This window comes from Dyella sp. 2RAB6 (assembly GCF_052115385.1).
In the GTDB taxonomy this organism is placed as follows: domain Bacteria; phylum Pseudomonadota; class Gammaproteobacteria; order Xanthomonadales; family Rhodanobacteraceae; genus Dyella_D.
On record NZ_JBFRGP010000001.1, the window covers coordinates 798,988 to 824,500 of the forward strand.

Here is a 25,513-nt window from a genome sequence, read left to right on the forward strand (position 1 = left end):
ATGGCATACGGTCCCGCACCCAAGGAACACCAGGTCGTCTACACCACGCTGCATTTCGACAAGCCGTGGGTGATGGACAGCTACCTGCAGGTCGGCGGCTACGAAGCGTGGAAGAAGATCCTCGCCGAGAAGCCCGACCCGAACACGCTGATCGACGAGATCAAGAAGAGCAACCTGCGCGGCCGCGGCGGCGCCGGCTTCCCGACCGGCCTGAAGTGGTCCTTCATGCCCAAGGGCAATATGCAGAAATACATTCTCTGCAACTCCGACGAGTCGGAGCCGGGCACCTGCAAGGACCGCGACATCCTGCGCTTCAACCCGCACTCGGTGATCGAGGGCATGGCGATCGCCTGCTACTGCACCGGCTCCACCGCGGCCTATAACTACCTGCGCGGCGAGTTTCACCACGAGCCCTTCGAGCACTTCGAGGAAGCGCTCAAGGAAGCCTATGCCGCTGGCCTGCTGGGCAAGAACATCCAGGGCACCGGCATCGACGTGGACATCTACGGCGCGCTCGGCGCCGGCGCCTACATCTGCGGCGAAGAAACCGCGCTGATGGAATCGCTGGAAGGCAAGAAGGGCCAGCCGCGCTTCAAGCCGCCGTTCCCGGCCAACTTCGGCCTGTACGGCAAGCCGTCGACCATCAACAACACCGAAACCTACGCCTCGGTGCCGTCGATCCTGCGCAAGGGCGCCGACTGGTTCCTGGCGCAGAGCAAGACCAAGAACGGCGGTCCGAAGATCTTCTCGGTCTCCGGCTGCGTCCAGAAGGGCGGCAACTTCGAAGTGCCGCTGGGCACCACCTTCGACGAGCTGCTAGAAATGGCCGGCGGCCTGCGTCCGGGCCGCACGCTCAAGGGCGCGATCCCGGGCGGCGTGTCGATGCCGGTGCTGAAGGCCGAGCAGCTCAAGGGGCTGCCGTTCGACTACGACACCCTGCGCGACCTGAAGACCGGCCTCGGTTCGGGCGCCATCGTGGTGCTGGACGACACCGTCTGCACGGTGCGCTTCACCCGCCGCATCTCGCAGTTCTTCCATAAGGAATCCTGCGGCCAGTGCACGCCGTGCCGCGAAGGCACCGGCTGGATGCATCGCGTGCTGGACCGCATCGTGGAAGGCAAGGGCACCATGGACGACCTGCATCGCCTGAAGGCGATCGCGGGCCAGATCGAAGGCCACACCATCTGCGCGTTCGGCGAAGCGGCGGCGTGGCCGGTGCAGGGTTTCCTGCGCCAGTTCTGGCATGAATTCGAGTACTACATCGTCAACGGTCGCTCCATTGTCGACGACCTGCCGAGCGAGCCGATGGGAGCCGCGGCATGAGCGCGCAGCCGGTGAACAACACGCCGCCCGACCTGCTCAATATCGAGGTCGACGGCAAGCCCACGCAGATCCGCAAGGGCGCCATGATCATCGAAGCGGCTGACGCGATCGGCGTGTCGATCCCGCGCTTCTGCTATCACCGCAAGCTGCCGATCGCCGCCAACTGCCGCATGTGCCTGGTGGAAGTGGAGATGGGCGGCAAGCCCATGCCCAAGCCGCAGCCGGCCTGCGCCACCCCGGTGGCCGAGGGCATGAAGGTGACCACCCGTTCCGCCGGCGCGCTGAAGTACCAGCGCGACGTGATGGAATTCCTGCTGATCAATCATCCGCTGGACTGCCCGATCTGCGACCAGGGCGGCGAGTGCGAACTGCAGGACGTGGCCCTGGGCTACGGCCGCAGCGTGTCGCGCTACACCGAGCGCAAGCGCACCATCGCCGACGAAAACCTCGGTCCGCTGGTCGCTACCGAGATGACCCGCTGTATCCAGTGCACGCGTTGCGTGCGCTTCACCAGCGAGATCGCCGGCACCTACGAGCTGGGCGGCATGAGCCGCGGCGACAATCTGCAGATCGGCACCTATATCGGCAAGGCGCTGGAGACCGAGCTGTCCGGCAACGTCATCGACGTGTGCCCGGTCGGCGCGCTCACCAACAAGCCGTTCCAGTTCAAGGCGCGCGCCTGGGAACTGGTGGCCAAGCCCTCCGTCGGCTACCACGACGCGCTGGGCTCCAACCTGTGGCTGCATACGCGCCGCGGCGAAGTGCTGCGCACGGTGCCGCGCGACAACGAAAGCATCAACGAATGCTGGCTGTCCGACCGCGACCGCTACAGCCACCAGGGCCTGTACGCCGCGGACCGCATCACCGCGCCGCAGGTCAAGCGCAACGGCCAGTGGCAGTCGACCACCTGGGAAGACGCGCTGAGCGTCGCCGGCGAAGCGCTGGCCAAGGCGCGCGGGGAGCTCGGCTTCCTGGTGTCGCCGGCCACCACCAATGAGGAAGGCGACCTGCTGGTGCGCCTGGCCCATGGCCTGGGCAGCGCGCACATCGATCATCGCCTGCGCCAGACCGATTTCGCCGACCACGCCAGCGCCCAGGCCTTCAGCCTGCCGGTGGCGGAAGTTGACAAGGTCAAGGCCGCGCTGCTGATCGGCGCGGACCTGCGCTACGAAATGCCGCTGCTGAACCACCGCGTGCACCAGGCGGTGAAGAAGGGCGCCAAGGTCTACGCGGTCAATCCGGCGCGCTTCAACTTCAACTACGCGCTGGCCGGCGAAGAGATCGTCGCGCCGCAGGCCATGGTCGACGCGCTGCTGGCGCTGGCCAAGGCAGCGGTGCAGGGCGGTGCGATCGCTCCGGCCGCGCTCGCCTCCGCGATCGACGCCGTGCCGGCGGACGAGGGCGACCGCGGCGCGATCGATGCGCTGAAGTCCGGCAAGGCGGTGGTGATCCTCGGCGAAGCCGCCGTGACGCATCCGCAGGCTTCGTGGCTGCGTGCGATCGCGCGCTTCATCGCGCAGGCCACCGGCGCCGGCTACAACGAGATCGCGCCTGGCGCCAATGCGCTGGGCCTGACCCGCGTGGGCGTGCTGCCGGGTAACGGCGGCCTCGACGCGCAGGCGATGCTGGCGCAGCCGCGCAAGGCCTACGTGCTGTACGGCGTGGAGCTGCCGCACGACGTCGCCGCCGGCGCCGCCGCGCTGCAGGCGCTGACCGGCGCCGAAAGCGTGGTCGCATTCTCTGCCTATGCCACTCCCGTGCTGCGCGACCTGGCCGACGTGATCCTGCCGATCGCGCTGCTGCCGGAAATCGACGGCACCCTGGTCAATGTCGACGGCCTCGCCCAAAGCGTGGTGCAGGGCGCCCGCGCCCCCGGCGACGCGCGCCTGGGCTGGAAGGTGCTGCGCGCGCTCGGCGGCAACCTGAAGCTGGCCGGTTTCGAGTTCGACGACCTGGCCGGCCTGCGCGACGGCATCGTCGAGCGCGCCCCGGTTGCCCGCGAAGGCCTCGCGCCGCGCGCGCCGGCCGACGGCCTGACCCGTCTCGCCACCTGGCCGATGTACCGCTCCGACGCCGTGCTGCGCCGCGCGAGCGCGCTCAGCGCGCATCCGCTCAACCGCGAGCCGGCCGTGCGCCTGAGCGCGGCCGAAGCGCAGCGCCAGGGCCTGGCCGACGGCGCTTCGGTGCGTATCGGCAAGGTCGCGCTGCCGGTGGTCATCGATGAGTCGGTGCCGGACGGCACCGCCTGGATCGAAGCCGCGCACGAACTCACCGCCACGTTGCCGCCTTACGGCGCGGCCATCACCTTGAGCAAGGCGTAAGCCATGGGCGAACAGATCCTCAACCAGCTCGTCTGGCCGATCATCTACATCCTGTGCATCGCCGTTCCGGTGATCCTGGCGGTGGCGATGTTCGTGTACTGGGAGCGCAAGGTCATCGGCTGGATGCACGTGCGCATGGGGCCGAACAAGGTCGGTCCCCTCGGCCTGCTGCAGGCCTTCGCCGACGTGGTCAAGCTGCTGATCAAGGAAGTGATCCTTCCCAGCAGCGCGAACAAGTTCCTGTACTACCTGGCGCCGCTGCTGGCGCTGGTGCCGGCGATGGCGGCGTGGGCGGTGATCCCGTTCAACGACAAGCTGGTGCTGGCCAACGTCAACGCCGGCGTGCTGTACCTGCTGGCGATGACCTCGCTGGGCGTGTACGGCATCATCCTCGCCGGCTGGGCTTCCAACTCGCGCTACGCGCTGCTCGGTGCGATGCGCTCGGCGGCGCAGGTGATCTCCTACGAGCTGGCCATGGGCCTGTGCCTGGTCTGCGTGCTGGTGCTGGCCGGCAGCCTGAACCTCACCGACATCGTGCATGCCCAGGCCGGCAAGAAGGGCTTCCTCGAGTGGTTCATGTGGCCGCTGCTGCCGGTGTTCATCATCTACTTCATCTCCGGCGTGGCCGAGACCAACCGCGCACCGTTCGACGTGGCCGAAGGCGAGTCGGAAATCGTCGCCGGCTTCCACGTGGAGTACTCCGGTTCGGCGTTCGCGATCTTCTTCCTGGCCGAATACGCCAACATGATCCTGGTCAGCTTCCTGGCCGCGATCCTGTTCATGGGCGGCTGGCTGTCGCCGTTCCCGCCCTCGGTGCCGTTCCTGGGGCAGGGCAGCTTCTTCTGGCTGTTCGCGAAGGCGTTCTTCTTCGCCTTCTTCTTCCTCTGGTTCCGCGCCAGTTTCCCGCGCTACCGCTATGACCAGATCATGCGGCTGGGCTGGAAGGTATTCATTCCCATCACCATCGTCTGGGTCCTCGTCGCCGGCTGCATGAAGTATTTCGGCTGGGTCAGCATCGGCACGGGAGGCTGAAGAAAACCATGTCCGGCATTACCAACTACTTCAAGAGCCTGCTGCTCATCGAGCTGTTCAAGGGCATGGGCCTGACCATGCGCTACATGTTCAGCCCCAAGTACACGATGCGCTACCCGATGGAGCACATCCCCAAGTCGAACCGCTTCCGCGGCCTGCACGCGCTGCGCCGCTACGCCAACGGCGAAGAACGCTGCATCGCGTGCAAGCTGTGCGAAGCGGTGTGCCCCGCGCTGGCGATCACCATCGACTCCGCTCCGCGCGAGAGCGACGGCCAGCGCCGCACCACCCGCTACGACATCGACCTGTTCAAGTGCATCTTCTGCGGCTTCTGCGAGGAGAGCTGCCCGGTGGACTCGATCGTCGAGACGCACGTGCACGAATACCACTTCGAAAAGCGTGGCGAAAACGTGGTGACCAAGCTGCAGCTGCTCGCCATCGGCGACCGCTTCGAGCATGAAGTCGCCGCCGCCCGCGCTCAAGACGCCGCGTACCGCTAAAGGACACAACCGTGATCGATCCGTCTGTGTTCCAACTTATCTGTTTCTACGCTTTCGCGGCGGTCACCGTAGCGGCAGCGCTGGGCGTCATCACCTTGCGCAACTCGGTGCATGCGGTGCTGTCGCTGGTGCTGACCTTCTTCAGCACCGCCTGCATCTGGCTGCTGGCCGAGGCGGAGTTCCTGGCCATCGCGCTGATCGTGGTCTACGTCGGCGCGGTGATGGTGCTGTTCCTGTTCGTGGTGATGATGCTGGACATCAAGCAGGAACACCTGCGCGAAGGCTTCATCCGCTACCTGCCGGTGGGCATCGTGGTGGCCGTGGTGATGCTGGTGGAAATGCTCGCCCTGATCGGCGTGCGCTCCATGCACGAGGCCGTGATGGGGGCCAACCCGGCCACCGCTGCCGGCCTGTCCAACACGCAGTGGCTGGGCCAGGCGCTGTATACCCAGTTCCTGCTGCCGTTCGAGATCGCCGCGCTGATCCTGACCGTGGGCGTGGTCGCGGCCGTGGCGCTGACCCTGCGCCACCGCGGCGGCACGCGCCACCAGACGGCGGCGCAGCAGGTGGCCGTGAAGGCCACCGACCGCGTGCGCATCGTGAAGATGGCGGCGGAGCGCCCCGCGCCCGAAGCGCCCGCTACGAATCCGGAGACCAAGCCATGATCACGCTGTCGCATTTCATCGTGCTTGGCGCGGTGCTGTTCTGCATCGCGGTGGCCAGCCTGTTCATCAACCGCAAGAACGTCATCGTGCTGCTGATGTCGATCGAGCTGATGCTGCTGGCCGTGAACATCAACTTCGTGGCCTTCTCGCGCTTCCTCGGCGACGTGGCCGGCCAGGTGTTCGTGTTCTTCATCCTTACCGTGGCCGCGGCGGAAACCGCCATCGGCCTGGCGATCCTGGTCCTGCTGTTCCGCAATCGCAGCACGATCAACATCGCCGAAATCGACAGCATGAAGGGCTGAGCCGATGATCTCCACCTCCATCCTGCTGATCATCGCGCTGGCGCCGCTGCTCGGCTGCCTGCTGGCCGGCTTCCTCGGCCGGTTCATCGGGCGCGCCGGCGCGCACAGCGCCACCATCCTCGGCGTAGCGATTTCCTGCGCGCTGTCGATGTACGTGCTGTACCAGCTGTGCACGGGCGCGGTGCCGGTCTACAACCAGAACATCTACACCTGGTTCGAGATCGGCAAGTACACCGCCACCGTCGGCTTCCTGATCGACAAGCTGTCCGCCATGATGATGGTGGTGGTCACCTTCGTGTCGCTGCTGGTGCACATCTACACCATCGGCTACATGGCCGAAGACGACGGCTACCAGCGCTTCTTCAGCTACATCTCGCTGTTCACCTTCTCGATGTTGATGCTCGTGATGAGCAACAACTTCATGCAGCTGTTCTTCGGCTGGGAAGCGGTGGGCCTGGTCTCGTACCTGCTGATCGGTTTCTGGTTCAAGCGTCCGACCGCGATCTTCGCCAACCTCAAGGCGTTCCTGGTCAACCGCGTGGGCGACTTCGGTTTCCTGCTGGGCATCGCCGCGATCCTGTACTTCCTGGGCACGCTGGACTACTCCGCCGCGTTCGCCAACGCGCCGAGCCTGGTCGGCAAGACCCTGCAGATCACCCAGAACCATGCCTGGGATGCCGCCACCGTGATCGGCGTGCTGCTGTTCATCGGCGCGATGGGCAAGTCCGCCCAGGTGCCGCTGCACGTGTGGCTGCCGGACTCGATGGAAGGCCCGACGCCGATCTCGGCGCTGATCCACGCGGCCACCATGGTGACCGCGGGCATCTTCATGGTCGCGCGCATGTCGCCGCTGTTCGAGCTGTCCGAAGGCGCGCTCAGCTTCATCATGGTGATCGGCGCCACCGGCGCGCTGTTCACCGGCCTGATCGGCATCGTGCAGAACGACATCAAGCGCGTGGTGGCGTATTCCACGCTGTCGCAGCTGGGCTACATGACCGTGGCGCTGGGCGTTTCGGCGTACTCCGGCGCGGTGTTCCACCTGATGACCCACGCCTTCTTCAAGGCGCTGCTGTTCCTGGGCGCGGGCTCGGTGATCATCGCCATGCACCATGAGCAGGACATGCGCTACATGGGCGGGCTGCGCAAGTACATGCCGGTCACCTGGATCACCATGTGGATCGGTTCGCTGGCGCTGTGCGGCGTGCCGTTCTTCGCGGGCTTCTATTCCAAGGACGCGATCATCGAGGCGGTGGGCGAGTCGCATCGCTGGGGCGCGGGCTATGCCTATGCCTGCGTGCTGATCGGCGCCTTCGTCACCGCGCTGTACACGTTCCGCCAGATGTACCTGACCTTCCACGGCAAGGAGCGCTTCACCGTCGTGGCTGAGCATGGCCACGCGCATCATGAAGCGCACCACGACGCTCACCATGACGATGGGCATCACGACGACCACGGCCACCACGAGCCGGGCGTGCTGCACCACGCGCCGAAGGAGTCGCCGTGGGTGGTGACGCTGCCGCTGGTGCTGCTGGCGATCCCGTCGGTGGTGATCGGCGCGATCTTCGCCAAGGCGATGCTGTATGACGGCTGGTTCGGTGAAGCGATCCACGTCAACGAGGCCAACAACGTGCTGGCCGAGTTGAGCCATGAGTTCCATGACTGGTTCTCGGCGGGTATCCATGGCTTCGCGCAGTGGCCGTTCTGGCTGGTCGCAGCCGCCTTCGCGATTCAGACCTACATCTACCTCTTCAACCCGTCCGTCGCCGACAAGATCAAGAGCGCGCTCAAGCCGCTGTGGACCGTGCTCGATCGCAAGTACTGGATCGACGACGTCTACTTCGCGCTGTTCGCCAAGGGCGGCGTGAAGCTCGGCCGCGCGCTGTGGAAGGGCGGCGACGCCGCGGTGATCGACGGCGTGCTGGTGGATGGCTCGGCCTCGCTGGTCCGGCGCATCGCCAGCGCGGTGCGCACGCTGCAGTCCGGCTACCTCTATCACTATGCCTTCGCGATGATCCTCGGCCTGATCCTGCTGCTTGGCGGGTATTGGCTGGTCGGGCAATAAGGGAACCCAGCTCCATGTTCAATCACTTGCTCAGCCTGCTGATCTGGCTCCCGATCGTCGGCGCCATCCCCGTGCTGCTGGCCGGTTCCGGCCGCCCCAACACCGCACGCTGGATCTCGCTGCTGGTAGCCGTGCTCACCTTCGTGCTCAGCCTGTTCCTGCTGTCGCAGTACAACGCGGCGGACAGCAGCAAGCAGCTCGGTGAAAGCTACCTGTGGATCGCCTCGCTCGGCGTGCACTACGGCCTGGCGGTCGACGGCATCGCGGTGGCGCTGATCCTGCTCACTACCTTCGTCGGCATCCTGGTCATCGTCGGCGCCTGGGAGGTCATCCAGAACAAGCCGCACCAGTACATGGCCGCCATGCTGGTGCTCGAGGGCCTGATGATCGGCGTGTTCTGCGCCACCGACGCCTTGCTGTTCTACGTGTTCTTCGAGGCCATGCTGATCCCGATGTTCATCCTCATCGGTATCTGGGGTGGTCCGCGCCGCGTCTACGCGACGCTGAAGTTCTTCATCTACACCTTCCTCGGCTCCATCTTCATGCTGGTGGGCCTGATCTACCTGTACCTGAAGGCGGGCTCGTTCGACCTGGCCACGCTGGCGGCGCTGCCGCTGAGCATGCGCGAGCAGACCTGGCTGTTCTTCGCCTTCCTGGCTGCGTTCGCGGTGAAGGTGCCGATGGTGCCGGTGCACACCTGGTTGCCGGACGCCCACGTGGAGGCGCCGACCGGCGGCTCGGTGGTGCTGGCCGCGGTGATGCTGAAGATCGGTGGCTACGGTTTCCTGCGCTTCTCGCTGCCGATCGTGCCGGACGCCTCGGAAGCCTATGCCTGGGTGGTGATCGGCCTGAGCCTGATCGCGGTGGTCTACATCGGCTATATCGCCCTGGTGCAGGAGGACATGAAGAAGCTGGTGGCGTATTCGTCCGTGGCGCACATGGGCTTCGTCACCCTGGGCATCTTCATCGCCTTCATGCTGGTGCGCGGCGCCGGCAACTTCGATGCGGCCAAGCTGGGCATGCAGGGCGCGATGGTGCAGATGATCTCGCACGGCTTCGTGTCGGGCGCGATGTTCTCCTGCATCGGCGTGCTGTACGACCGCCTGCATAGCCGCCAGATCAAGGACTACGGCGGCGTCATCAACGTGATGCCGTGGTTCGGCTTCTTCTACGTGCTGTTCGCCATGGCCAACAGCGGCCTGCCGGGCACCAGCGGCTTCGTCGGCGAGTTCCAGGTGATCCTGGCCAGCTTCCAGGCCAATCCGTGGATCGCGCTGTTCGCAGGCTTCACCCTGATCATCGGCGCCGCCTACACCTTGTGGATGGTTAAGCGCGTGCTGTGGGGCGAAGTGACCAACCCGCACGTGGCCGAAATGAAGGACATCAACGGGCGCGAAGCCTTCGTGCTGATCGCCTTTGCCGCCGCGGTGATCGCGCTGGGCGTGTGGCCGCAGCCGCTGATCCACCTGATGGACAGCTCCGTGTCGCAGCTGGTGCAGCAGCTTGGCAACCACAAGATCTGAGAATGACCATGCCGAATCTCAATGACATTCTGATCATGCTGCCGGAGTTGTACCTGGTGGCGGCGGCGTGCCTGCTGTTGCTGGTGGACGCCTTCATGAAGCCCGAACAGCCTGTCCTGCTGGGCCTCAAGGGACGCGACGTGCTGCATTGGATGTCGATCCTGGTAGTGCTGGTCGCCATCTACCTGGTGATCTCCGGCCAGCCGGAGCAGCCGATGCGCGCCTTCGGCGGCATGTTCATCCGCGACGGCGTGGCCGAGATCCTGAAGACCTTCGCGCTGCTGAGCGTGGCGCTGATCTTCGTCTACTCGCGCTCCTACCTGGCCGACCGCAAGCTGTACGTCGGCGAGTTCTACACGCTGATGATCTTCGCGGTGATCGGCGTAATGCTGCTGGTCTCGGCCGGCAGCCTGGTCACGGTGTACCTGGGCCTGGAACTGCTGACCTTGTCCTCGTACGCACTGGTCGCGCTCAACCGCGATTCGAAGCTGTCGTCCGAGGCGGCGGTGAAGTACTTCGTGCTGGGCGCGCTGGCCTCGGGCATGCTGCTGTACGGCATGTCGATGGTCTACGGCGCCACCGCCACGCTGGACCTGGCCACCTTGCACGGCGCTGCCGCGCATACCGGCGTGCCCAACCTGCTGCTGTTCGGCATGATCTTCATGATCATCGGCATCGGCTTCAAGCTGGGCGCCGCGCCGTTCCATATGTGGATCCCGGACGTCTACCAGGGTGCGCCGACCGCAGTGACGATCTTCATCGCTTCCGCACCGAAGCTGGCCGCGTTCGGCATGGCGTACCGCCTGCTGGAATCGGGCCTGGGCGACCTGTCGCAGCATTGGCAGCAGATGCTGTCCGCGCTGGCGGTGCTGTCGCTGGCGATCGGCAACCTGGTCGCGATCGTGCAGACCAACCTCAAGCGCCTGCTGGCCTATTCGACCATCTCGCACATGGGCTACCTGCTGCTGGGCCTGGTCAATGCCGGGCCCGAGGGTTATGCGTCCGCGCTGTTCTATGCGATCAGCTACGCGCTGATGGGCACCGCGGCGTTCGGCGTGATCATGGCGCTGGCGCGTGCGGGCTTCGAGTGCGAGGAGATCGACGATCTCAAGGGCCTCAACCAGCGTTCGCCGTGGATGGCTTTCCTGATGATGCTGGTGATGTTCTCGCTGGCCGGCGTGCCGCCGCTGTTCGGTTTCTTCGCCAAGTTCCTGGTGCTGCAGGCGGCGATGCATGCCGGCATGCTGTGGCTGGCGATCGTCGGCGCGGTGTTCGCGATCATCGGCCTGTACTACTACCTGCGCGTGGTGAAGGTGATGTACTTCGACGCGCCGGTGGAAGGCACCGAGATCAAGCTGCAGCAGGATCCGGCGATGCGCCTGGTGCTGTCGCTCAATGCGCTGACGCTGCTAGTACTCGGCCTCGCATGGGGCCCGCTGCTGGGCTGGTGCAAGAGCGTGTTTCCCGGTTGAACGATGCGGCGGCTGCGGCTGCCGCGTTTGCATGGCAAGCGTGCGATAGAGAAGCTTGCGTCGGGTTCGGTAAGCATTCTGCAAAAAAAGTTTTACGGAATCGGCTTACAACCCTTGCAAGAATTCGGCCATCTCGCTATAGTTTCTTTTCTGGTGCGGGGTGGAGCAGTCTGGCAGCTCGTCGGGCTCATAACCCGAAGGTCGTAGGTTCGAATCCTACCCCCGCTACCAACTATTCGATTCGGCGTCCTCGAAAGAGGACGCCGAATTTCTTTGTGCGCTCGAAAAAATGCGAGTTCGCAAAAGATCGAGAGCACAGATCACAGGTTGCGATGAAGCAAGGTTTGCGCGCGCTTGTGCGGCGCGTGCGAGGTCTGTGGCCCGGCTGGTATTTCGCGACTCATCAGCCAGCGACACGCATGCCAGCCTGGACATGAAACTCGTGCAGCTGGAAATGGCGCGCCGGGTATTCGCCAGCTCGCGCACGTCCTCGCGCCGGCTGCGGGAAGGGGTCGAGGAGGGCTGTGGATACGCCCCTTTTCCCGGGAATTGACCCGCGTGCGGCAGGGCTGCCGGGCCGGTGTCGCGCCCGTCGCGCCAAAGCCGGGACAAGTGGCGTGAATGTTGCAAAATCGCGTTAAGCAGACTATGCTCCTTGAACTCTGCAGCGGACAAAGCGGAACAACGAAGCGCTTCGACAGCGCATCCTGGTTCCCCCGCTCCCGGACCTTTCTTTGAACAAGAAAGCCTCCTCGTGAGGCTTTTTTGTTGGGCGCAAGGATGCGTCGCATATTCGTCACGCCCGGCTTGGTATTTGTGCCGGTTTGCGCGCGCATATGCCCGGAAAGAGCCCCGGAAGAGTCGGGACATCGGCGCGATAAGGGAATGGGCCGTTGGAGCCCATTTTTTGTTTCTGGCGACGGTAAAACAGACGGTTTTTTATGGACACGCAGGCACTGGCACAACGTTTCACCGAGGTACTGGCCGATCTGGGCCTGAGCTGCCTTGGCGTGGAATTCTCCCCGTCGCAGGGGCAGAGTACGCTGCGCGTTTATCTGGACGTGGAAGGGCGGGAAATCTCCGTCGACGATTGCGAGGCCGCCAGCCGCGAGCTGTCGGCCATGCTCGACGTAGAGGACCCGATCCCGGGGCACTACCTGCTGGAAGTGTCCTCGCCCGGCATCGACCGCCCGCTGTTCACCGCGGCGCAGTTCGGCAGGTTCGTCGGGCAGGAAGTGAAAGTGCTGCTGAAGGCGCCGATCGAAGGGCGCCGCCGCCTGCGCGGCAAGGTCACCAAAGTGGAAGGCGAGCGCATTTCGCTGGAAGCCGAGGGGAAGGTAGTCGAGTTCGATCATGACGCGGTGGAAAGCGCGCGCGTGGTGCCGGATTGGGCAGCGCTCGGCTACGTGCCGCAGCCCAAGCCCGGCAAGAAGCCGGTCAAGAAGAGCTAAGTCATCCATCAGAGCGAGCGGGCGACGGAAAGGCGTCCACGGAGTTGCTGCAATGAGCAAAGAACTATTGCTGGTCGTCGATGCGGTCGCCAACGAAAAGGGCGTGCCGCGCGAGGTGATCTTCCTGGCGATGGAGGCCGCGCTGGCCTCGGCCGCCAAGAAGCGTTACCCCGACGAGGATCCGAACATCCGCGTGAGCATCGACCGCCAGAACGGCGAGTACGAGACCTTCCGCCGCTGGGAAATCATCGCCGATGACGGCGAGATGGAATCGCCGTATCACCAGCTGCGCCTGATGGACGCCGTCGACGAGCGCGAAGACGCGCAGATCGGCGAGCACATCGAGACGCAGATCGAGAACGCCGAATTCGGCCGCATCGCCGCACAGGCCGCCAAGCAGGTGATCGTGCAGCGCGTGCGCGAGGCCGAGCGCCAGCAGGTGGTGGACGCCTACACCGATCGCGTGGGCGAGCTGATCACCGGCATCGTCAAGCGCGTCGAGCGCGGAAACGTCTATCTGGACCTGGGCGGCAACGCCGAGGCCTTCATCCCGCGCGACAAGACCATCCCGCGCGAATCGCATCGCGTCGGCGACCGCGTGCGCGGTTACCTGTTCGAAGTGAAATCGGAAATCCGCGGCCCGCAGCTGTTCGTCTCGCGCGCGGCGCCGGAATTCATGATCGAGCTGTTCAAGCTCGAGGTGCCGGAAGTCGGCCAGGGCCTGGTCGAGATCAAGGGCTGCGCCCGCGATCCGGGCGACCGCGCCAAGATCGCCGTGGTGGCCCATGACAGCCGCACCGATCCGATCGGCGCCTGCATCGGCATGCGCGGTTCGCGCGTGCAGGCGGTGTCGAACGAACTCAACGGCGAGCGCGTGGACATCATCACCTGGGCCGACAACCAGGCCCAGTACGTGATCAATGCGATGGCGCCGGCGGAAGTCCAGTCGATCATCATGGACGAAGAGAAGCACTCCATGGACATCGCGGTGGCCGAGGAGAAGCTCTCCCAGGCCATCGGCCGCGGCGGCCAGAACGTGCGCCTGGCCAGCAAGCTCACCGGCTGGCAGCTCAACGTGATGACCCAGGACCAGGTTGCCGCCAAGAGCGAAGCCGAGCAGGAGGCCGCGCGCCAGCTGTTCATGGAAAAGCTCGAAGTGGACCAGGAGATCGCCAACATCCTGGTGCAGGAAGGTTTCTCCACGGTCGAGGAAATCGCCTACGTGCCCAGCGCCGAGCTGCTGGCGGTGGAGGGCTTCGACGAGGACATCGTCGAGGAACTGCGCGCCCGCGCCCGCGACGCCTTGCTGACCGAGGCACTGGCGGTGGAAGAAGGCGTGAACGAGCCGTCGGAAGAACTGCTGGCGCTGCCGGGCATGAGCGAATCGATCGCCTATGCGCTGGCCGAGCGAGAAGTGATGTCGCTGGACGATCTGGCCGACCTCGCGGTCGACGACCTGATCGATATCGAAGGTGTGGACGAAGACCTCGCCGCCAAGCTGATCATGGAAGCGCGCAAGCCCATGATCGAGCGGCTGGAGAGGGGCGGCTAACCGCGAACGGCCGCGCTCGGGACGGGCGCGCCGAGGGAAGCCCGAAAGGCTTCCACCACGGATGGCGGTATCCGGGCGGCCTTCGGTCGTACGGGGTATGCGCGGGAACGGCGGAGAAAGAACACGATGTCGGACGTAACGATCAAACAACTTGCCAAGGTACTTGGCTTGCCGGTGGACAGGCTGCTCGGGCAGCTTGCCGAAGCCGGCATGAAATTCTCCGATCCGGAGCAGGTCATCAGCAGCACCGAAAAGGTGAAACTGCTCGGATTCCTGCGCCGCACGCACGGCAAGAGCGAGGAGACCGCGGAAGCGGAAGACAGCTCGCCGCGCCAGATCACGCTCAAGCGCCGCAAGGTCAGCGAGCTGAAGGTCTCCACGCCCGGCGCCCGCGGCGCCGGCGGCGCCAAGACGGTGAACGTGGAAGTGCGCGCCAAGCGCACCTACGTCAAGCGCAGCGTCATCGCCGAGGAGGCCAGCGCCGACCACGAGCGCGAGGACGCCGTGCGCAAGCTGCAGGAATCCGCGCAGCAGCGCGAGCACGAAGAAACCGAGCGCGTCGACGCCGAGCGCCGCCGCCAGGACGAGACGCGCGAGCGCGAGGAAGCCGAGCAGCGTCGCCAGGAAGAAGCCGAGCAGCGCCGCGCGCAGGCCGAGGCTGAAGCCGAGGCGGCCCGCGAGGCCGCGGCTGCCGCCGCACGCGAACAGGCGCAGGTCGAGGAGCCGGCCCAGGCCGCTCCGCAGCCGCAGGTGCAGGCGCCCGTCGCGAACGATAAGGCCGCAGCGGTGCCGCCGGCGTCGACCGTGCAGAAGATCGACCCGAAGGCGCTGGGCATGATCCTGCCGCGCATTCACGAGCCGCGTCGCCGCGAGAAGCCGGTGGCCGCTCCGGTGGCTGCGCCGGCCCCCGCGCCGGCACCGGCTCCCGCTGCCGCTGCTGCGTCCACTCCGGCCCGGACTTCCGGCCCGGCGCGGACTCCGGCTACGGCCGCCGCCCCCGCGGCGGCTGGCGCCACCGATGCGCGCAACAAGGCGCGTCCCGGCGGCCGCGACCGCGACGAAGGCCCGGGCGGCAAGCGTTTCGCCGCCGGCGAGCTGCATCTGTCCGAGGCCGACCGCGCCCGCCGCAACAAGCGCGGCAAGCCGGGCCGGCCCGGTGGCAGGGGCGAGCCCGTGCGTGGCGGTTCCTCGGCCTCCGGTTCGGGCCCGCACGGCTTCTCCCGCCCGACCGCACCGGTGGTGCGCGAAGTGGTGGTGGGCGACGCCAACGTGGTCGCCGACCTGGCCCAGAAGATGGCCGTCAAGGGTTCGGAAGTGGTCAAGGCGCTCTTCAAGATGGGCGTGATGGCCACCATCAACCAGACCATCGACCACGACACCGCGGTACTGGTGATCGAGGAACTCGGCCACAAGGCCGTGGCGGTGAGCGAGAACAACGCCGAAGCCGCGCTGGCTGCCCACACCCAGAACGCCGAGCTCGAAGGCGAGAAGAAGCCGCGTCCGCCGGTGGTCACCATCATGGGCCACGTCGACCACGGCAAGACCTCGACGCTCGACTACATCCGCCGCACCAAGGTCGCCTCGGGCGAAGCCGGCGGCATCACGCAGCACATCGGCGCGTACCACGTGGAAACGCCCAAGGGCGTCATCACGTTCCTGGATACCCCGGGCCACGCGGCGTTCACCTCGATGCGTGCACGCGGCGCCCAGTCCACCGACATCGTGGTGCTGGTGGTCGCGGCCGACGACGGCGTCATGCCGCAGACGGCCGAAGCCGTGCAGCATGCGCGTGCCGCCAAGGTGCCGCTGATCGTGGCGCTGAACAAGATGGACAAGTCGGACGCCAATCCGGACCACGTCAAGCAGGGCCTCGGCAATCTGCAGGTGATTCCGGAAGAATGGGGTGGCGATACCCCGTTCGTGGCGATCTCGGCCAAGACCGGCATGGGTATCGACGAACTGCTCGACGCGATCCTGGTCCAGGCCGAAGTGATGGAGCTGAAGGCCGTCGAAGACGGTCCGGCCTCCGGCGTGGTGATCGAATCGAGCCTGGATCGCGGCCGCGGTCCGGTGGCGACGGTGCTGGTGCAGCAGGGCACGCTCAAGCGCGGCGACTTCGTCGTCTGCGGCATTGAGTACGGCCGCATGCGCGCACTGATCGACGAGAGCGGCAAGACCGTGCAGGAAGCCGGTCCGTCGATTCCGGTGCAGGTGCTGGGCCTGTCCGGCGTGCCGGAATCCGGCGACGACTTCGTGGTGGTGGCGGACGAACGCCTCGCCCGCGAAGTGGCCGCGGAGCGCCAGCTCAAGCGTCGCGAAACGCGCATGGTCAGCAAGGCCAACCGTCTTGAAGACATCATGGCCCTGATGAGCCAGGGTGCGGATCTGCAGACGCTCAACATCCTGGTCAAGGCCGACGTGCAGGGTTCGGTGCAGGCGCTGCGCGAGTCGCTCAGCGCGATCGGCAACGAGAACGTGAAGGTCAACGTGATCGCGGCCGGCGTCGGCGGCATCACCGAGTCCGACGCTACCCTGGCCGCGGCCTCCAAGGCGCTGGTGATCGGCTTCAACGTGCGTGCCGACGCTTCGGCGCGCAAGGTGATCGATACCGCCGGCCTGGACGTGCGCTACTTCTCGATCATCTACGACGTGATCGACCAGGTGAAACAGGCCGCTTCGGGCCTGCTGGGCAAGGAAGTGCGCGAGGAGATCATCGGTGTCGCCCAGGTGCGCGAGGTGTTCCGCAGCTCCAAGTTCGGCGCCGTGGCCGGTTGCATGGTGATCGAAGGCACGGTCAAGCGCAGCAAGCCGATCCGCGTGCTGCGCGACAACACCGTGGTCTTCCAGGGCGAGCTGGAATCGCTGCGCCGCTTCAAGGAACTGGTCGACGAAGTGCGCAACGGCATGGAATGCGGTATCGCCGTGAAGCAGTACAACGACGTGAAGGTCGGCGACCAGATCGAGTGCTTCGAGCGCATCGAGGTGGCACGCACGCTGTAAACCGGATGGGGGGCTTGCGCCCCCCGTTCCGCAGGGTTATTCCGTAAGAGCTGGAGCCCGGACAGTCCTGTCCGGGCTTCGGCGTTTTTCGTATCCGCGGCCGCTGGTGCTGGCCGCGCGTCATCGGCCGCGCATGGCGGTCGTCAAGGAGGCTATATGCCCTCACGCGATTTCAAGCGTACCGACCGCGTCGGTGCCGAGCTGCGCCGCGAACTGGCCCTGCTGGTCCACGCCGCCGTGCGCGACCACGGCCTGCCTTCGGTAAGCGTGTCGGATGTGGAAGTGACCCGCGACCTGGACTTCGCCTCGGTGTGGGTGACCGCGCTGCTGCCGGACCAGTCGAAGGCCGCGGTCAAGGCGTTGAACGAGCTGGCGGTGGAATTCCGCCGTTCGCTCTCGCGCAGCATGCGTTTGCGCCGGGTGCCGGAGCTGCGCTTCAAGTACGACGACTCGGTCGACAAGGGCGAGCGCATCGAAGAGCTGCTGCGCGAGCAGGCGCGCGACCTGGTGCCGATCAAGGACGACGGTGCGGCCAAGGACGATAGCGCCGCCAAGGACGACGGCGAGGCCTGATGCGCCGCAGCCGCTTCCGCGACCTGCACGGCCTGCTGCTGCTGGACAAGCCGCTGGGCCTCAGTTCCAACCAGGCCCTGCAGAAGGCCCGCCATCGGCTGCGCGCCGAGAAGGGCGGCCATACCGGGGCGCTCGATCCGCTGGCCACCGGCCTGCTGCCGCTGTGCTTCGGCGAGGCCACCAAGATCGCCGGCAGCCTGCTGGGCTCGCGCAAGGCCTATCGCGCCGAGGTGCGCCTGGGCGCGACCACCACCACCGCCGACCTGGAAGGCGAGGTGGTGCTGCAGCGCCCGGTGCCGCCGCTGGACGCTGCCGCGCTGGAGCAGGCCCTGGCCGGCCTGCGCGGGCGCATCGTGCAGATACCGCCGGTGTATTCGGCGCTGAAGCAGGGCGGCGAGCCGCTGTACCTGAAGGCGCGCCGCGGCGAAGACGTGCAGGCGCCGCCGCGCGAAGTGGACGTGTTCAGGCTCGAACTGCTGTCGCGCACCGCCGATACCCTGGTGCTGGACGTGGAATGCGGCTCCGGCACCTATGTCCGCAGCCTCGCCGTGGACCTGGGCGAGGCGCTGGGCTGCGGCGCGCACCTGACCGCGCTGCGCCGGCTGTGGGTCGAGCCGTTCCGGGTCCCGGCCATGGTCACGCTGGAGCAACTGGACGCGGCGGCGGAGCGGGGCGAGGCCGCCATGGACGCCTTGCTGCTGCCGGTGGCCGCCGGCCTGGCCGGCTGGCCGGCGCTGGCCCTGGACGATGAACAGAGCCACGCGGTGACCCGCGGCCAGCGCATTCAGCTTGAGGGCCATGCGGCCGGCGCCTATGCCGCGTTCGCCCCGGACGGGCGCCCGGTAGCGCTGTGCGAGCTGGACCAGGACGGCCTGCTGCGCATCCAGCGCGGCTTCAATCTGCCGCCGGCAACGGCGGAAAGGGCATGACAACGCCATCGGTGCACTTGTCATGCTCTTGTTGTAATGCGCGTCGGGCCGCTAGAATAGCCCGCTTGTTCCAGAGTTTTATCCATCCATCCGAAGCTTGCGCAACGTCACCGTCGGTGACGTTGCGCAAGCTTCGTACCCGCTTTTGAGGAAGAGAGACCCATGTCCCTTACTGCAGAACAGACCGGCAAGATCATTGCTGACTACGGCCGCGTGCCGAACGACACCGGTTCGCCGGAAGTCCAGGTGGCCCTGCTGTCGGCCCGCATCGCCCACCTGACCGACCATTTCAAGACCCACAAGCAGGACCACCACTCGCGTCGTGGCCTGCTCAAGCTGGTCAACCAGCGCAAGCGTCTGCTGAGCTACCTCCAGGCCAGCGACGTGACTCGCTACCAGAGCCTGATCGAACGCCTCGGCCTGCGGCGTTAATTTTTGCGATCATCCGTGATCGCAAAGGTCAAAAAGCGGCCATCCATGGCCGCACTTTTCAAATCAGGACATTAACGTGGCGAAAGTAACCAAGTCATTCCAGTACGGTAATCACACGGTCACCCTGGAGACGGGCGAAATCGCCCGCCAGGCCTCCGGTGCCGTCATGGTCAGCATGGACGGCACCGTGGTGCTCGTCACCGCGGTCGCCGCCACCAAGGCGAAGGACGGGCAGGACTTCTTCCCGCTCACCGTCGACTACGTCGAGAAGTTCTACTCCGCGGGCCGCATCCCGGGTGGCTTCTTCAAGCGCGAAGGCCGTCCGACCGAGAAAGAGACGCTGACCTCGCGCCTGATCGATCGCCCCGTTCGTCCTCTGTTCCCGGAGGAGTTCAAGAACGAAGTGCAGGTCATCGCCCAGGTCGTCTCGCTCAATCCGGAAGTCGACGGCGACATCCCGGCCCTGCTGGGCGCGTCCGCCGCGCTGAGCCTCGCCGGCATCCCGTTCAAGGGTCCGATCGGCGCCGCCCGCGTCGGTTACGTCGACGGCAAGTACGTGCTCAACCCGACCGCCACCGAGCTGAAGGGCTCGGCGCTGGACCTGGTCGTGGCCGGCACCTCCAACGCCGTGCTGATGGTGGAATCCGAAGCCAAGCTGCTCAGCGAGGAAGTGATGCTGGGCGCGGTGGTGTTCGGCCACCAGCAGATGCAGGTCGCCGTCCGCGCGATCGCCGAACTGGCCACCGAGGCCGCCCGCCCGTCGATGGACTGGCAGCCGCCGGCCCGTAACGAGGCCCTGGCCGCCGCCGTGCGCGGCTTCGTCGGCGACAAGCTGGCGGAAGCGTTCCAGGTCAAGGACAAGCTGCAGCGCCGCGACGCCATCGCCGCGATCAAGGCCGACGTGCTGGCTTCGCTCAAGGCCCAGGCCGAAGAGCATGCCTGGCCGACCGCCGAGCTGGTGAAGGAATTCGGCGAGCTCGAATACCACACCATGCGCGACAGCGTGCTCAAGACCAAGGTGCGCATCGACGGCCGCCAGCTGGACGACGTGCGTCCGATCACCGTCCGCGTCGGCGTGCTGCCGCGCACCCACGGCTCGGCGCTGTTCACCCGCGGCGAGACCCAGGCGCTGGTCGTGGCCACGCTCGGCACCACCCGCGACGCGCAGATCATCGACGCGCCGGAAGGCGAGTCGAAGGATCCGTTCCTGTTCCACTACAACTTCCCCCCGTTCTCGGTGGGCGAAGCCGGCCGCTTCGGCGCGCCGAAGCGTCGTGAGATCGGCCATGGCCGCCTCGCCAAGCGCGGCGTGCAGGCCGTCAAGCCGTCGATCGAAGAGTTCCCGTACGTGCTGCGCGTGGTCTCCGAGATCACCGAGTCGAACGGTTCCTCCTCGATGGCCTCGGTGTGCGGTTCCTCGCTGGCCATGATGGACGCCGGCGTGCCGCTGAAGGCTCCGGTGGCGGGCATCGCCATGGGCCTGGTGAAGGAAGGCGGCGACTTCGTCGTGCTGTCCGACATCCTCGGCGACGAAGACCACCTCGGCGACATGGACTTCAAGGTGGCCGGTAGCGCCACCGGCGTGTCCGCGCTGCAGATGGACATCAAGATCGACGGCATCACCGAAGAGATCATGAAGGTGGCGCTGGAGCAGGCCAAGCGTGGCCGTCTGCACATCCTCGGCGAAATGGCCAAGGTGCTCAGCGAGCCGCGTTCGGAGATGAGCGAGTACGCCCCGCGCCTGCTCACCGTCAAGATCCATCCGGACAAGATCCGCGAAGTCATCGGCAAGGGCGGCGCCACCATCCGCTCGATCACCGAAGAGACCGGCACCACCATCGACATCAGCGACGACGGCACCGTCATCATCGCCTCGGTCAACCGCCTGGCGGCTGACGAAGCGAAGAAGCGCATCGAGCAGATCGTCTCCGACGTCGAGCCGGGCCGCATCTACGAGGGCAAGGTCGCCAAGCTGATGGACTTCGGCGCATTCGTCACGATCCTGCCGGGCAAGGACGGTCTCGTCCACGTCTCGCAGATCTCCAACGAGCGCGTGGAGAAGGTCTCCGACAAGCTGAAGGAAGGCGACATCGTCAAGGTCAAGGTGCTGGAAGTGGACAAGCAGGGCCGTATCCGCCTGTCCATCAAGGCCGTGACCGAGGAAGAAGGCGCCTGAGCCTTCGACCCGTAACGTGTCCGAAAGAAGGCCCGGTTTTTACCGGGCCTTCTTTTTTTGCGGCGCCGCGCTGCAACGCAGCCGAACCAGCGCTTTTGCTAGGATGCGGAAAGCGCAAACGAGGATGCGGGCATGAGTGATCACGCCAACGATGTCACGAAGCAATACCAGGCCTGGGCGCAGCAATCCTGGGATGCATGGATGCAATCGCTGCAGCGGCCCGCGTCGCCGTTCGCAGCGGCGCCGGCACCCGCCGACGACTTGCTGTCGCGCGCCATGGGCGGCCTGAAAAGCTATGCCGACTGGATGCAGGCCGCGGCGACCAGCGGCATCGCGGGGCAGGGGCCGGACGATTGGCAGCAGGCGCTGCGCCAGCTGTTCATGGGGCAGGCTGCGACCGGTTCGCCGTTCATGGGCTCGCCCTTCGGTGCCTCGCCGTTTGCCGGTTCGCCCTTTGCAGGCGCTCCCTTCGGCGGCATGAACTCGCCGTTCGCGCAGGCCTTCGCCGGCATCGACAGCTCGGCCGCCCACGGGTTCGCCCAGCAATGGCAGAGCTGGCTGCAGGCGGCGCAGCCGCAGGCCGGCGCCTGGGGTGCGGGACTCGGCGACACGCCGGCCTTCGGCTATACGCGCGAACGCCAGATGCAGCAGCAGGCCTTGCTGGAAGCGATGCGCGCCTACGCCGATGCCTCGTCGCACTACAACACGCTGATCCAGCGCGCTAACGCCGACGGCTTCGAGCGCCTGCGCGAGAAACTCACGCAGATGACCGAGCCGGCCCGCCAGGTCGATTCGCTCAAGGCGCTGTACGACCTGTGGGTCGATGCCGCCGAAGAGGCCTATGCCGAGATCGCGCTGTCGGACGAATTCCGCGAAGCCTACGGCGCCATGGTCAACACGCAGATGCAGGTGCGCCAGCGCCAGCAGCGCCAGACCGACGCCTGGTGCCGCGAGCTGGGCATGCCGACGCGCGGCGAAGTCGATTCGCTGGGCAAGCGCGTGCAGCAACTGCGCCGCGAGCTGCGCGCGGCCGCTTCGGGAAGCGCACCGCGTGCGGCAGCGCCGAATGCGGAACTGGATGCGCTGCGCGGCGAAGTCGCCGCATTGAAACGCAAGCTGGCCGGCCGCGCCGAAGCGAGCCACGCGCCGAAGAAAGTGCTGTCCGAATCGCTGGGTGCGGAAGTCGAAAGCGAGAGCGCGCGCAAGCGCAAACCCGCTTCCGCCCGCCGCACCGTCAAGGCCGCGCCGACCCGCGGCACGCAACGCACGCGCAAGTGAAGGACTGACGCATGTTCACGCCTCTACGCATCGATCCGGCCAAGCTCCTGGGCGAAGTCGCCGCCTTCCAGCGCAAGCTCGCCGCAGGCATGGAAAGCCTGCGCGGCCTGCATGAACCGGACTACGCCAACACGCCGCGCGAAGCCGTCTATCGCGAGGACAAGCTCACCGTCTGGCACATCAAGGGCGACGGCAAGCCGACCTCGAAGACGCCGCTGCTGATCGTCTACGCCCTGGTCAACACGGTGTGGATGACCGACCTGCAGGCAGACCGCTCGCTGGTGCGCAACCTGCTGGAGCAGGGCGAAGACGTCTACCTGATCGACTGGGGCTATCCGGACGGCGCCGACCGCTGGCTCACCCTGGACGATTATCTCAACGGCTATCTCGACCGCTGCGTCGACGCGGTGCGCCAGCGCCACGGCCTGGACGCGATCAACCTGCTCGGCATCTGCCAGGGCGGCGCGTTCTCGCTGTGCTACACGGCGATGCATCCGGACAAGGTCAAGAACCTGGTCACCATGGTCACGCCGGTGGACTACCACACGCCGGACAACATGCTGTCGCACTGGGTGCAGAACCTGGACGTCGACCTGTTCGTCGACACGCTGGGCAATATCCCCGCCGAGCTGATGAACTACGTCTACCTCACGCTGAAGCCGGTGCGCCTCAACCAGCAGAAATACGTGTCGATGGTCGAGCTGCTGGACAACCGCAAGGAGATGGAAAATTTCCTGCGCATGGAACGCTGGATCTTCGACTCGCCCGACCAGGCCGGCGAAGCGTTCCGCGAATTCATCAAGGACTTCTACCAGGGCAACAAGCTGGTGAAGGGCACGCTCACCATCGGCGACAAGCCGGTGGACCTGGGCATGGTCACCCAGCCGGTGCTGAACATCTTCGCCGAGCAGGACCACCTGGTGCCGCCGGATGCCTCGCGCGCGCTGGGCAAGCACGTGGGCACCACCGACTACACCCAGCTCGCCTTCAAGGGCGGGCATATCGGCATCTATGTGTCCGGACGCGCGCAGCGCGAGGTGCCGCCGGCCATTCACCAGTGGCTGCGTTCCAGGGACTGAGCTTCCGTGCAAGGAGAACACCATGAATAGCGATAAGCGCCTCGTCCGTTCCAGCAGCCAGAAGATGCTCGCCGGCGTCTGCGGCGGTGTGGCGCAATACCTGGGCTGGGACGTCACCGTCGTGCGCCTGCTGTGGATCGTCCTGACCCTGGCCGGCGGCTCCGGTATCCTTATCTATCTCATCCTGTGGCTGGTGATGCCGCAGGACGTCTGAGCCGTCGAAGGCCCGCGGTGGACATGCGCGGGCTGCGGCACGCGCATCCCCTTCAGCGAATCCCTTCCATGAGCATCGACTACGACCGTTACGACCGCATCCGTGCCGTGCAATGGCAGGGCGGCCACCTGCGCCTGCTCGACCAGCGCCTGCTGCCGCGCGAGGAACAATGGATCGACTGCCGCGACGCCGCGCAGGTGACCCAGGCGATCCGCGACCTGGCCGTGCGCGGTGCGCCGGCCATCGGCATCGCCGCGGCCTGGGGCGTGGTGCTGGCCGCGCAGCAGGGCGCGCCACTTGAGCAGGCCCTGGCCATGCTGCGCGCTGCGCGTCCCACCGCGGTGAACCTGATGTGGGCGCTGGACCGCATGAAGGCGCGCATCGCCGCCGGCGCCGACGCCGCCGCGCTGGAGCGCGAGGCGCAGGCGATCCAGGACGAGGACCTGGCCGCCAACCGCCATATGGGCGAGCTGGGCGCCGCGCTGATCGCGCCGGGTTCGGGCGTACTCACGCATTGCAATACCGGCTCGCTGGCCACCGCCGGTTTCGGTACGGCGCTGGGCGTGATCCGCGCCGGCGTCAGCGCCGGGCGCATCGGCGAGGTCTATGCCGGCGAGACGCGTCCCTGGCAGCAGGGCGCACGCCTGACCATGTGGGAGCTGGTGCGCGACGGCGTGCCCGCGCGCCTGATCGCCGACTCCGCCGCGTCGCACCTGATGCGCTCCGGCGCCGTGCAATGGGTGATCGTCGGCGCCGACCGCATCGCCGCCAACGGCGACACCGCCAACAAGATCGGCACCTACCAGCTGGCCATCGCCGCGCGCTACCACGGCGTGAAGTTCATGGTGGTGGCGCCGTCGTCCACGGTCGACATGGCCACACGCTCGGGCGAGGCGATCGAGATCGAGCTGCGCGATCCGGCCGAATTACTGGCGGTGGCCGGGCAGCGCGTGGTGGTCGAGGGCGCGCAGGCGTGGAACCCGGTGTTCGACGTGACGCCGGCCGAACTGATCGACGCCATCGTTACCGAGCGCGGCGTGATCGAGCATCCGAACGCGCTGGCCATGCAGGCGATGTTCGGTTCATGAGGGCGTGCTTTCATGCAGGCAGGTCCTTGCGGGCGTGTCCATGAAGCTGCGCCGCGAAGCCGGCCTGTTCTTCGTCGGCGGCGTGATCGGCTTCATCGTCGACGCCGGCGTGGTGCAGGCCCTGGTCGGACTGGCCGGCTGGAACGCCTACCTGGCCCGCGTGCTGTCCTTCCTGCTGGCCGCCACGGCCACCTGGTGGTGGAACAGCCGCTACACCTTCGCCCATCGCGCCAGCGGCCGTCCGCTGTATCAGGAATGGCTGCACTGGATGGGCCTGATGACCGCCGGTGCGCTGATCAACTACGCCGCGTACGCGGTGATGCTGATCAGTTTTCCCGCCTTGCAGCGCTGGCCGGCGGTGGCGGTGCTGGTGGGTTCGGTGGTGGCTGCGCTGGTCAATTTCTCGACAGCGCGCGGGGTGCTTTTCAAGGGCTCCAAAAGCTCCGCGTAACCTATTGATTTAACTGATCAAAATACTGTCGTTTCGATGGTATTTCTGTTACACTTCAAAGGTTCAACCGGGGACCGTCATGCGCGCAGC

General features: G+C 66.3%; 21 protein-coding genes and 1 tRNA gene. All 22 read left to right on the forward strand.

Translation table 11 applies throughout. The features are described 5' to 3' along the window. The 22 genes from nuoF to AB4083_RS03825 all read left to right on the forward strand — a co-directional run bounded on the left by nuoF (nucleotide 1) and on the right by AB4083_RS03825 (nucleotide 25,423). Complete coding sequence (gene nuoF, locus AB4083_RS03720; protein ID WP_441606390.1) at nucleotides 1-1,323, forward strand: NADH-quinone oxidoreductase subunit NuoF; 1,323 nt, start codon at nucleotides 1-3, stop codon at nucleotides 1,321-1,323. After that, entirely contained in the window at nucleotides 1,320-3,644 is a 2,325-nt protein-coding gene (gene nuoG, locus AB4083_RS03725; RefSeq protein WP_441606391.1) for an NADH-quinone oxidoreductase subunit NuoG, read from the forward strand. The genes nuoF and nuoG overlap by 4 nt, the downstream gene beginning before the upstream one ends. 3 nt (nucleotides 3,645-3,647) lie before the next feature. Then, nucleotides 3,648-4,676, forward strand: a complete 1,029-nt coding sequence (nuoH, locus tag AB4083_RS03730; RefSeq protein WP_441606392.1) for an NADH-quinone oxidoreductase subunit NuoH — start codon at nucleotides 3,648-3,650, stop codon at nucleotides 4,674-4,676. An 8-nt stretch (nucleotides 4,677-4,684) separates the two neighbouring features. Next, nucleotides 4,685-5,176, forward strand: a complete 492-nt coding sequence (gene nuoI / locus AB4083_RS03735) for an NADH-quinone oxidoreductase subunit NuoI (protein WP_441606393.1) — start codon at nucleotides 4,685-4,687, stop codon at nucleotides 5,174-5,176. Between the two features lie 11 nt (nucleotides 5,177-5,187). After that, nucleotides 5,188-5,841: an NADH-quinone oxidoreductase subunit J gene (locus AB4083_RS03740; RefSeq protein ID WP_441606394.1), complete on the forward strand. Its 654-nt coding sequence runs from the start codon at nucleotides 5,188-5,190 to the stop codon at nucleotides 5,839-5,841. Next, complete coding sequence (gene nuoK / locus AB4083_RS03745) at nucleotides 5,838-6,143, forward strand: NADH-quinone oxidoreductase subunit NuoK (RefSeq protein WP_026634431.1); 306 nt, start codon at nucleotides 5,838-5,840, stop codon at nucleotides 6,141-6,143. The genes AB4083_RS03740 and nuoK overlap by 4 nt, the downstream gene beginning before the upstream one ends. 4 nt (nucleotides 6,144-6,147) lie before the next feature. After that, a complete protein-coding gene (gene nuoL / locus AB4083_RS03750; RefSeq protein WP_441606395.1) occupies nucleotides 6,148-8,205 on the forward strand; it encodes an NADH-quinone oxidoreductase subunit L in 2,058 nt (685 codons plus the stop codon). A 14-nt stretch (nucleotides 8,206-8,219) separates the two neighbouring features. After that, nucleotides 8,220-9,728 carry an NADH-quinone oxidoreductase subunit M gene (locus AB4083_RS03755; RefSeq protein WP_441606396.1) on the forward strand — a complete coding sequence of 503 codons (1,509 nt, stop codon included), beginning with the start codon at nucleotides 8,220-8,222 and terminating at the stop codon, nucleotides 9,726-9,728. A 2-nt stretch (nucleotides 9,729-9,730) separates the two neighbouring features. Next, complete coding sequence (nuoN, locus tag AB4083_RS03760; protein ID WP_441606397.1) at nucleotides 9,731-11,200, forward strand: NADH-quinone oxidoreductase subunit NuoN; 1,470 nt, start codon at nucleotides 9,731-9,733, stop codon at nucleotides 11,198-11,200. Between the two features lie 154 nt (nucleotides 11,201-11,354). After that, a tRNA-Met gene (locus tag AB4083_RS03765) sits at nucleotides 11,355-11,431 on the forward strand. A gap of 710 nt (nucleotides 11,432-12,141) precedes the next feature. Beyond that, complete coding sequence (rimP, locus tag AB4083_RS03770; RefSeq protein WP_441606398.1) at nucleotides 12,142-12,651, forward strand: ribosome maturation factor RimP; 510 nt, start codon at nucleotides 12,142-12,144, stop codon at nucleotides 12,649-12,651. 52 nt (nucleotides 12,652-12,703) lie between these two features. Next, complete coding sequence (gene nusA / locus AB4083_RS03775) at nucleotides 12,704-14,203, forward strand: transcription termination factor NusA (RefSeq protein WP_441606399.1); 1,500 nt, start codon at nucleotides 12,704-12,706, stop codon at nucleotides 14,201-14,203. A gap of 126 nt (nucleotides 14,204-14,329) precedes the next feature. Further along, nucleotides 14,330-17,203 carry a translation initiation factor IF-2 gene (gene infB, locus AB4083_RS03780; protein ID WP_441606400.1) on the forward strand — a complete coding sequence of 958 codons (2,874 nt, stop codon included), beginning with the start codon at nucleotides 14,330-14,332 and terminating at the stop codon, nucleotides 17,201-17,203. A 156-nt stretch (nucleotides 17,204-17,359) separates the two neighbouring features. Next, the gene (rbfA, locus tag AB4083_RS03785; protein WP_441606401.1) at nucleotides 17,360-17,776 is read left to right on the forward strand and encodes a 30S ribosome-binding factor RbfA; all 417 of its coding nucleotides are present in this window, start codon (nucleotides 17,360-17,362) and stop codon (nucleotides 17,774-17,776) included. Then, entirely contained in the window at nucleotides 17,776-18,705 is a 930-nt protein-coding gene (truB, locus tag AB4083_RS03790; protein ID WP_441606402.1) for a tRNA pseudouridine(55) synthase TruB, read from the forward strand. Before rbfA ends, truB begins: the two co-directional genes overlap by 1 nt. Before the next feature lie 162 nt (nucleotides 18,706-18,867). Next, on the forward strand, nucleotides 18,868-19,137 hold the full coding sequence (gene rpsO / locus AB4083_RS03795) for a 30S ribosomal protein S15 (RefSeq protein ID WP_441606403.1): 270 nt from the start codon (nucleotides 18,868-18,870) through the stop codon (nucleotides 19,135-19,137). 76 nt (nucleotides 19,138-19,213) lie between these two features. Then, complete coding sequence (gene pnp, locus AB4083_RS03800; protein ID WP_441606404.1) at nucleotides 19,214-21,313, forward strand: polyribonucleotide nucleotidyltransferase; 2,100 nt, start codon at nucleotides 19,214-19,216, stop codon at nucleotides 21,311-21,313. A 132-nt stretch (nucleotides 21,314-21,445) separates the two neighbouring features. After that, nucleotides 21,446-22,591 (forward strand): poly(R)-hydroxyalkanoic acid synthase subunit PhaE, encoded by a 1,146-nt coding sequence (locus AB4083_RS03805; RefSeq protein ID WP_441606405.1) that lies wholly within the window; start codon nucleotides 21,446-21,448, stop codon nucleotides 22,589-22,591. An 11-nt stretch (nucleotides 22,592-22,602) separates the two neighbouring features. Next, nucleotides 22,603-23,670, forward strand: coding sequence for a class III poly(R)-hydroxyalkanoic acid synthase subunit PhaC (gene phaC / locus AB4083_RS03810; RefSeq protein WP_441606406.1), 1,068 nt, complete (start codon nucleotides 22,603-22,605; stop codon nucleotides 23,668-23,670). A 22-nt stretch (nucleotides 23,671-23,692) separates the two neighbouring features. Further along, nucleotides 23,693-23,884: a PspC domain-containing protein gene (locus AB4083_RS03815; RefSeq protein WP_441606407.1), complete on the forward strand. Its 192-nt coding sequence runs from the start codon at nucleotides 23,693-23,695 to the stop codon at nucleotides 23,882-23,884. Nucleotides 23,885-23,952: 68 nt separating this feature from the next. Beyond that, the gene (gene mtnA, locus AB4083_RS03820; protein ID WP_441606408.1) at nucleotides 23,953-24,972 is read left to right on the forward strand and encodes an S-methyl-5-thioribose-1-phosphate isomerase; all 1,020 of its coding nucleotides are present in this window, start codon (nucleotides 23,953-23,955) and stop codon (nucleotides 24,970-24,972) included. A 40-nt stretch (nucleotides 24,973-25,012) separates the two neighbouring features. Beyond that, nucleotides 25,013-25,423, forward strand: a complete 411-nt coding sequence (locus AB4083_RS03825; protein WP_441606409.1) for a GtrA family protein — start codon at nucleotides 25,013-25,015, stop codon at nucleotides 25,421-25,423. Nucleotides 25,424-25,513 lie beyond the last annotated feature (90 nt).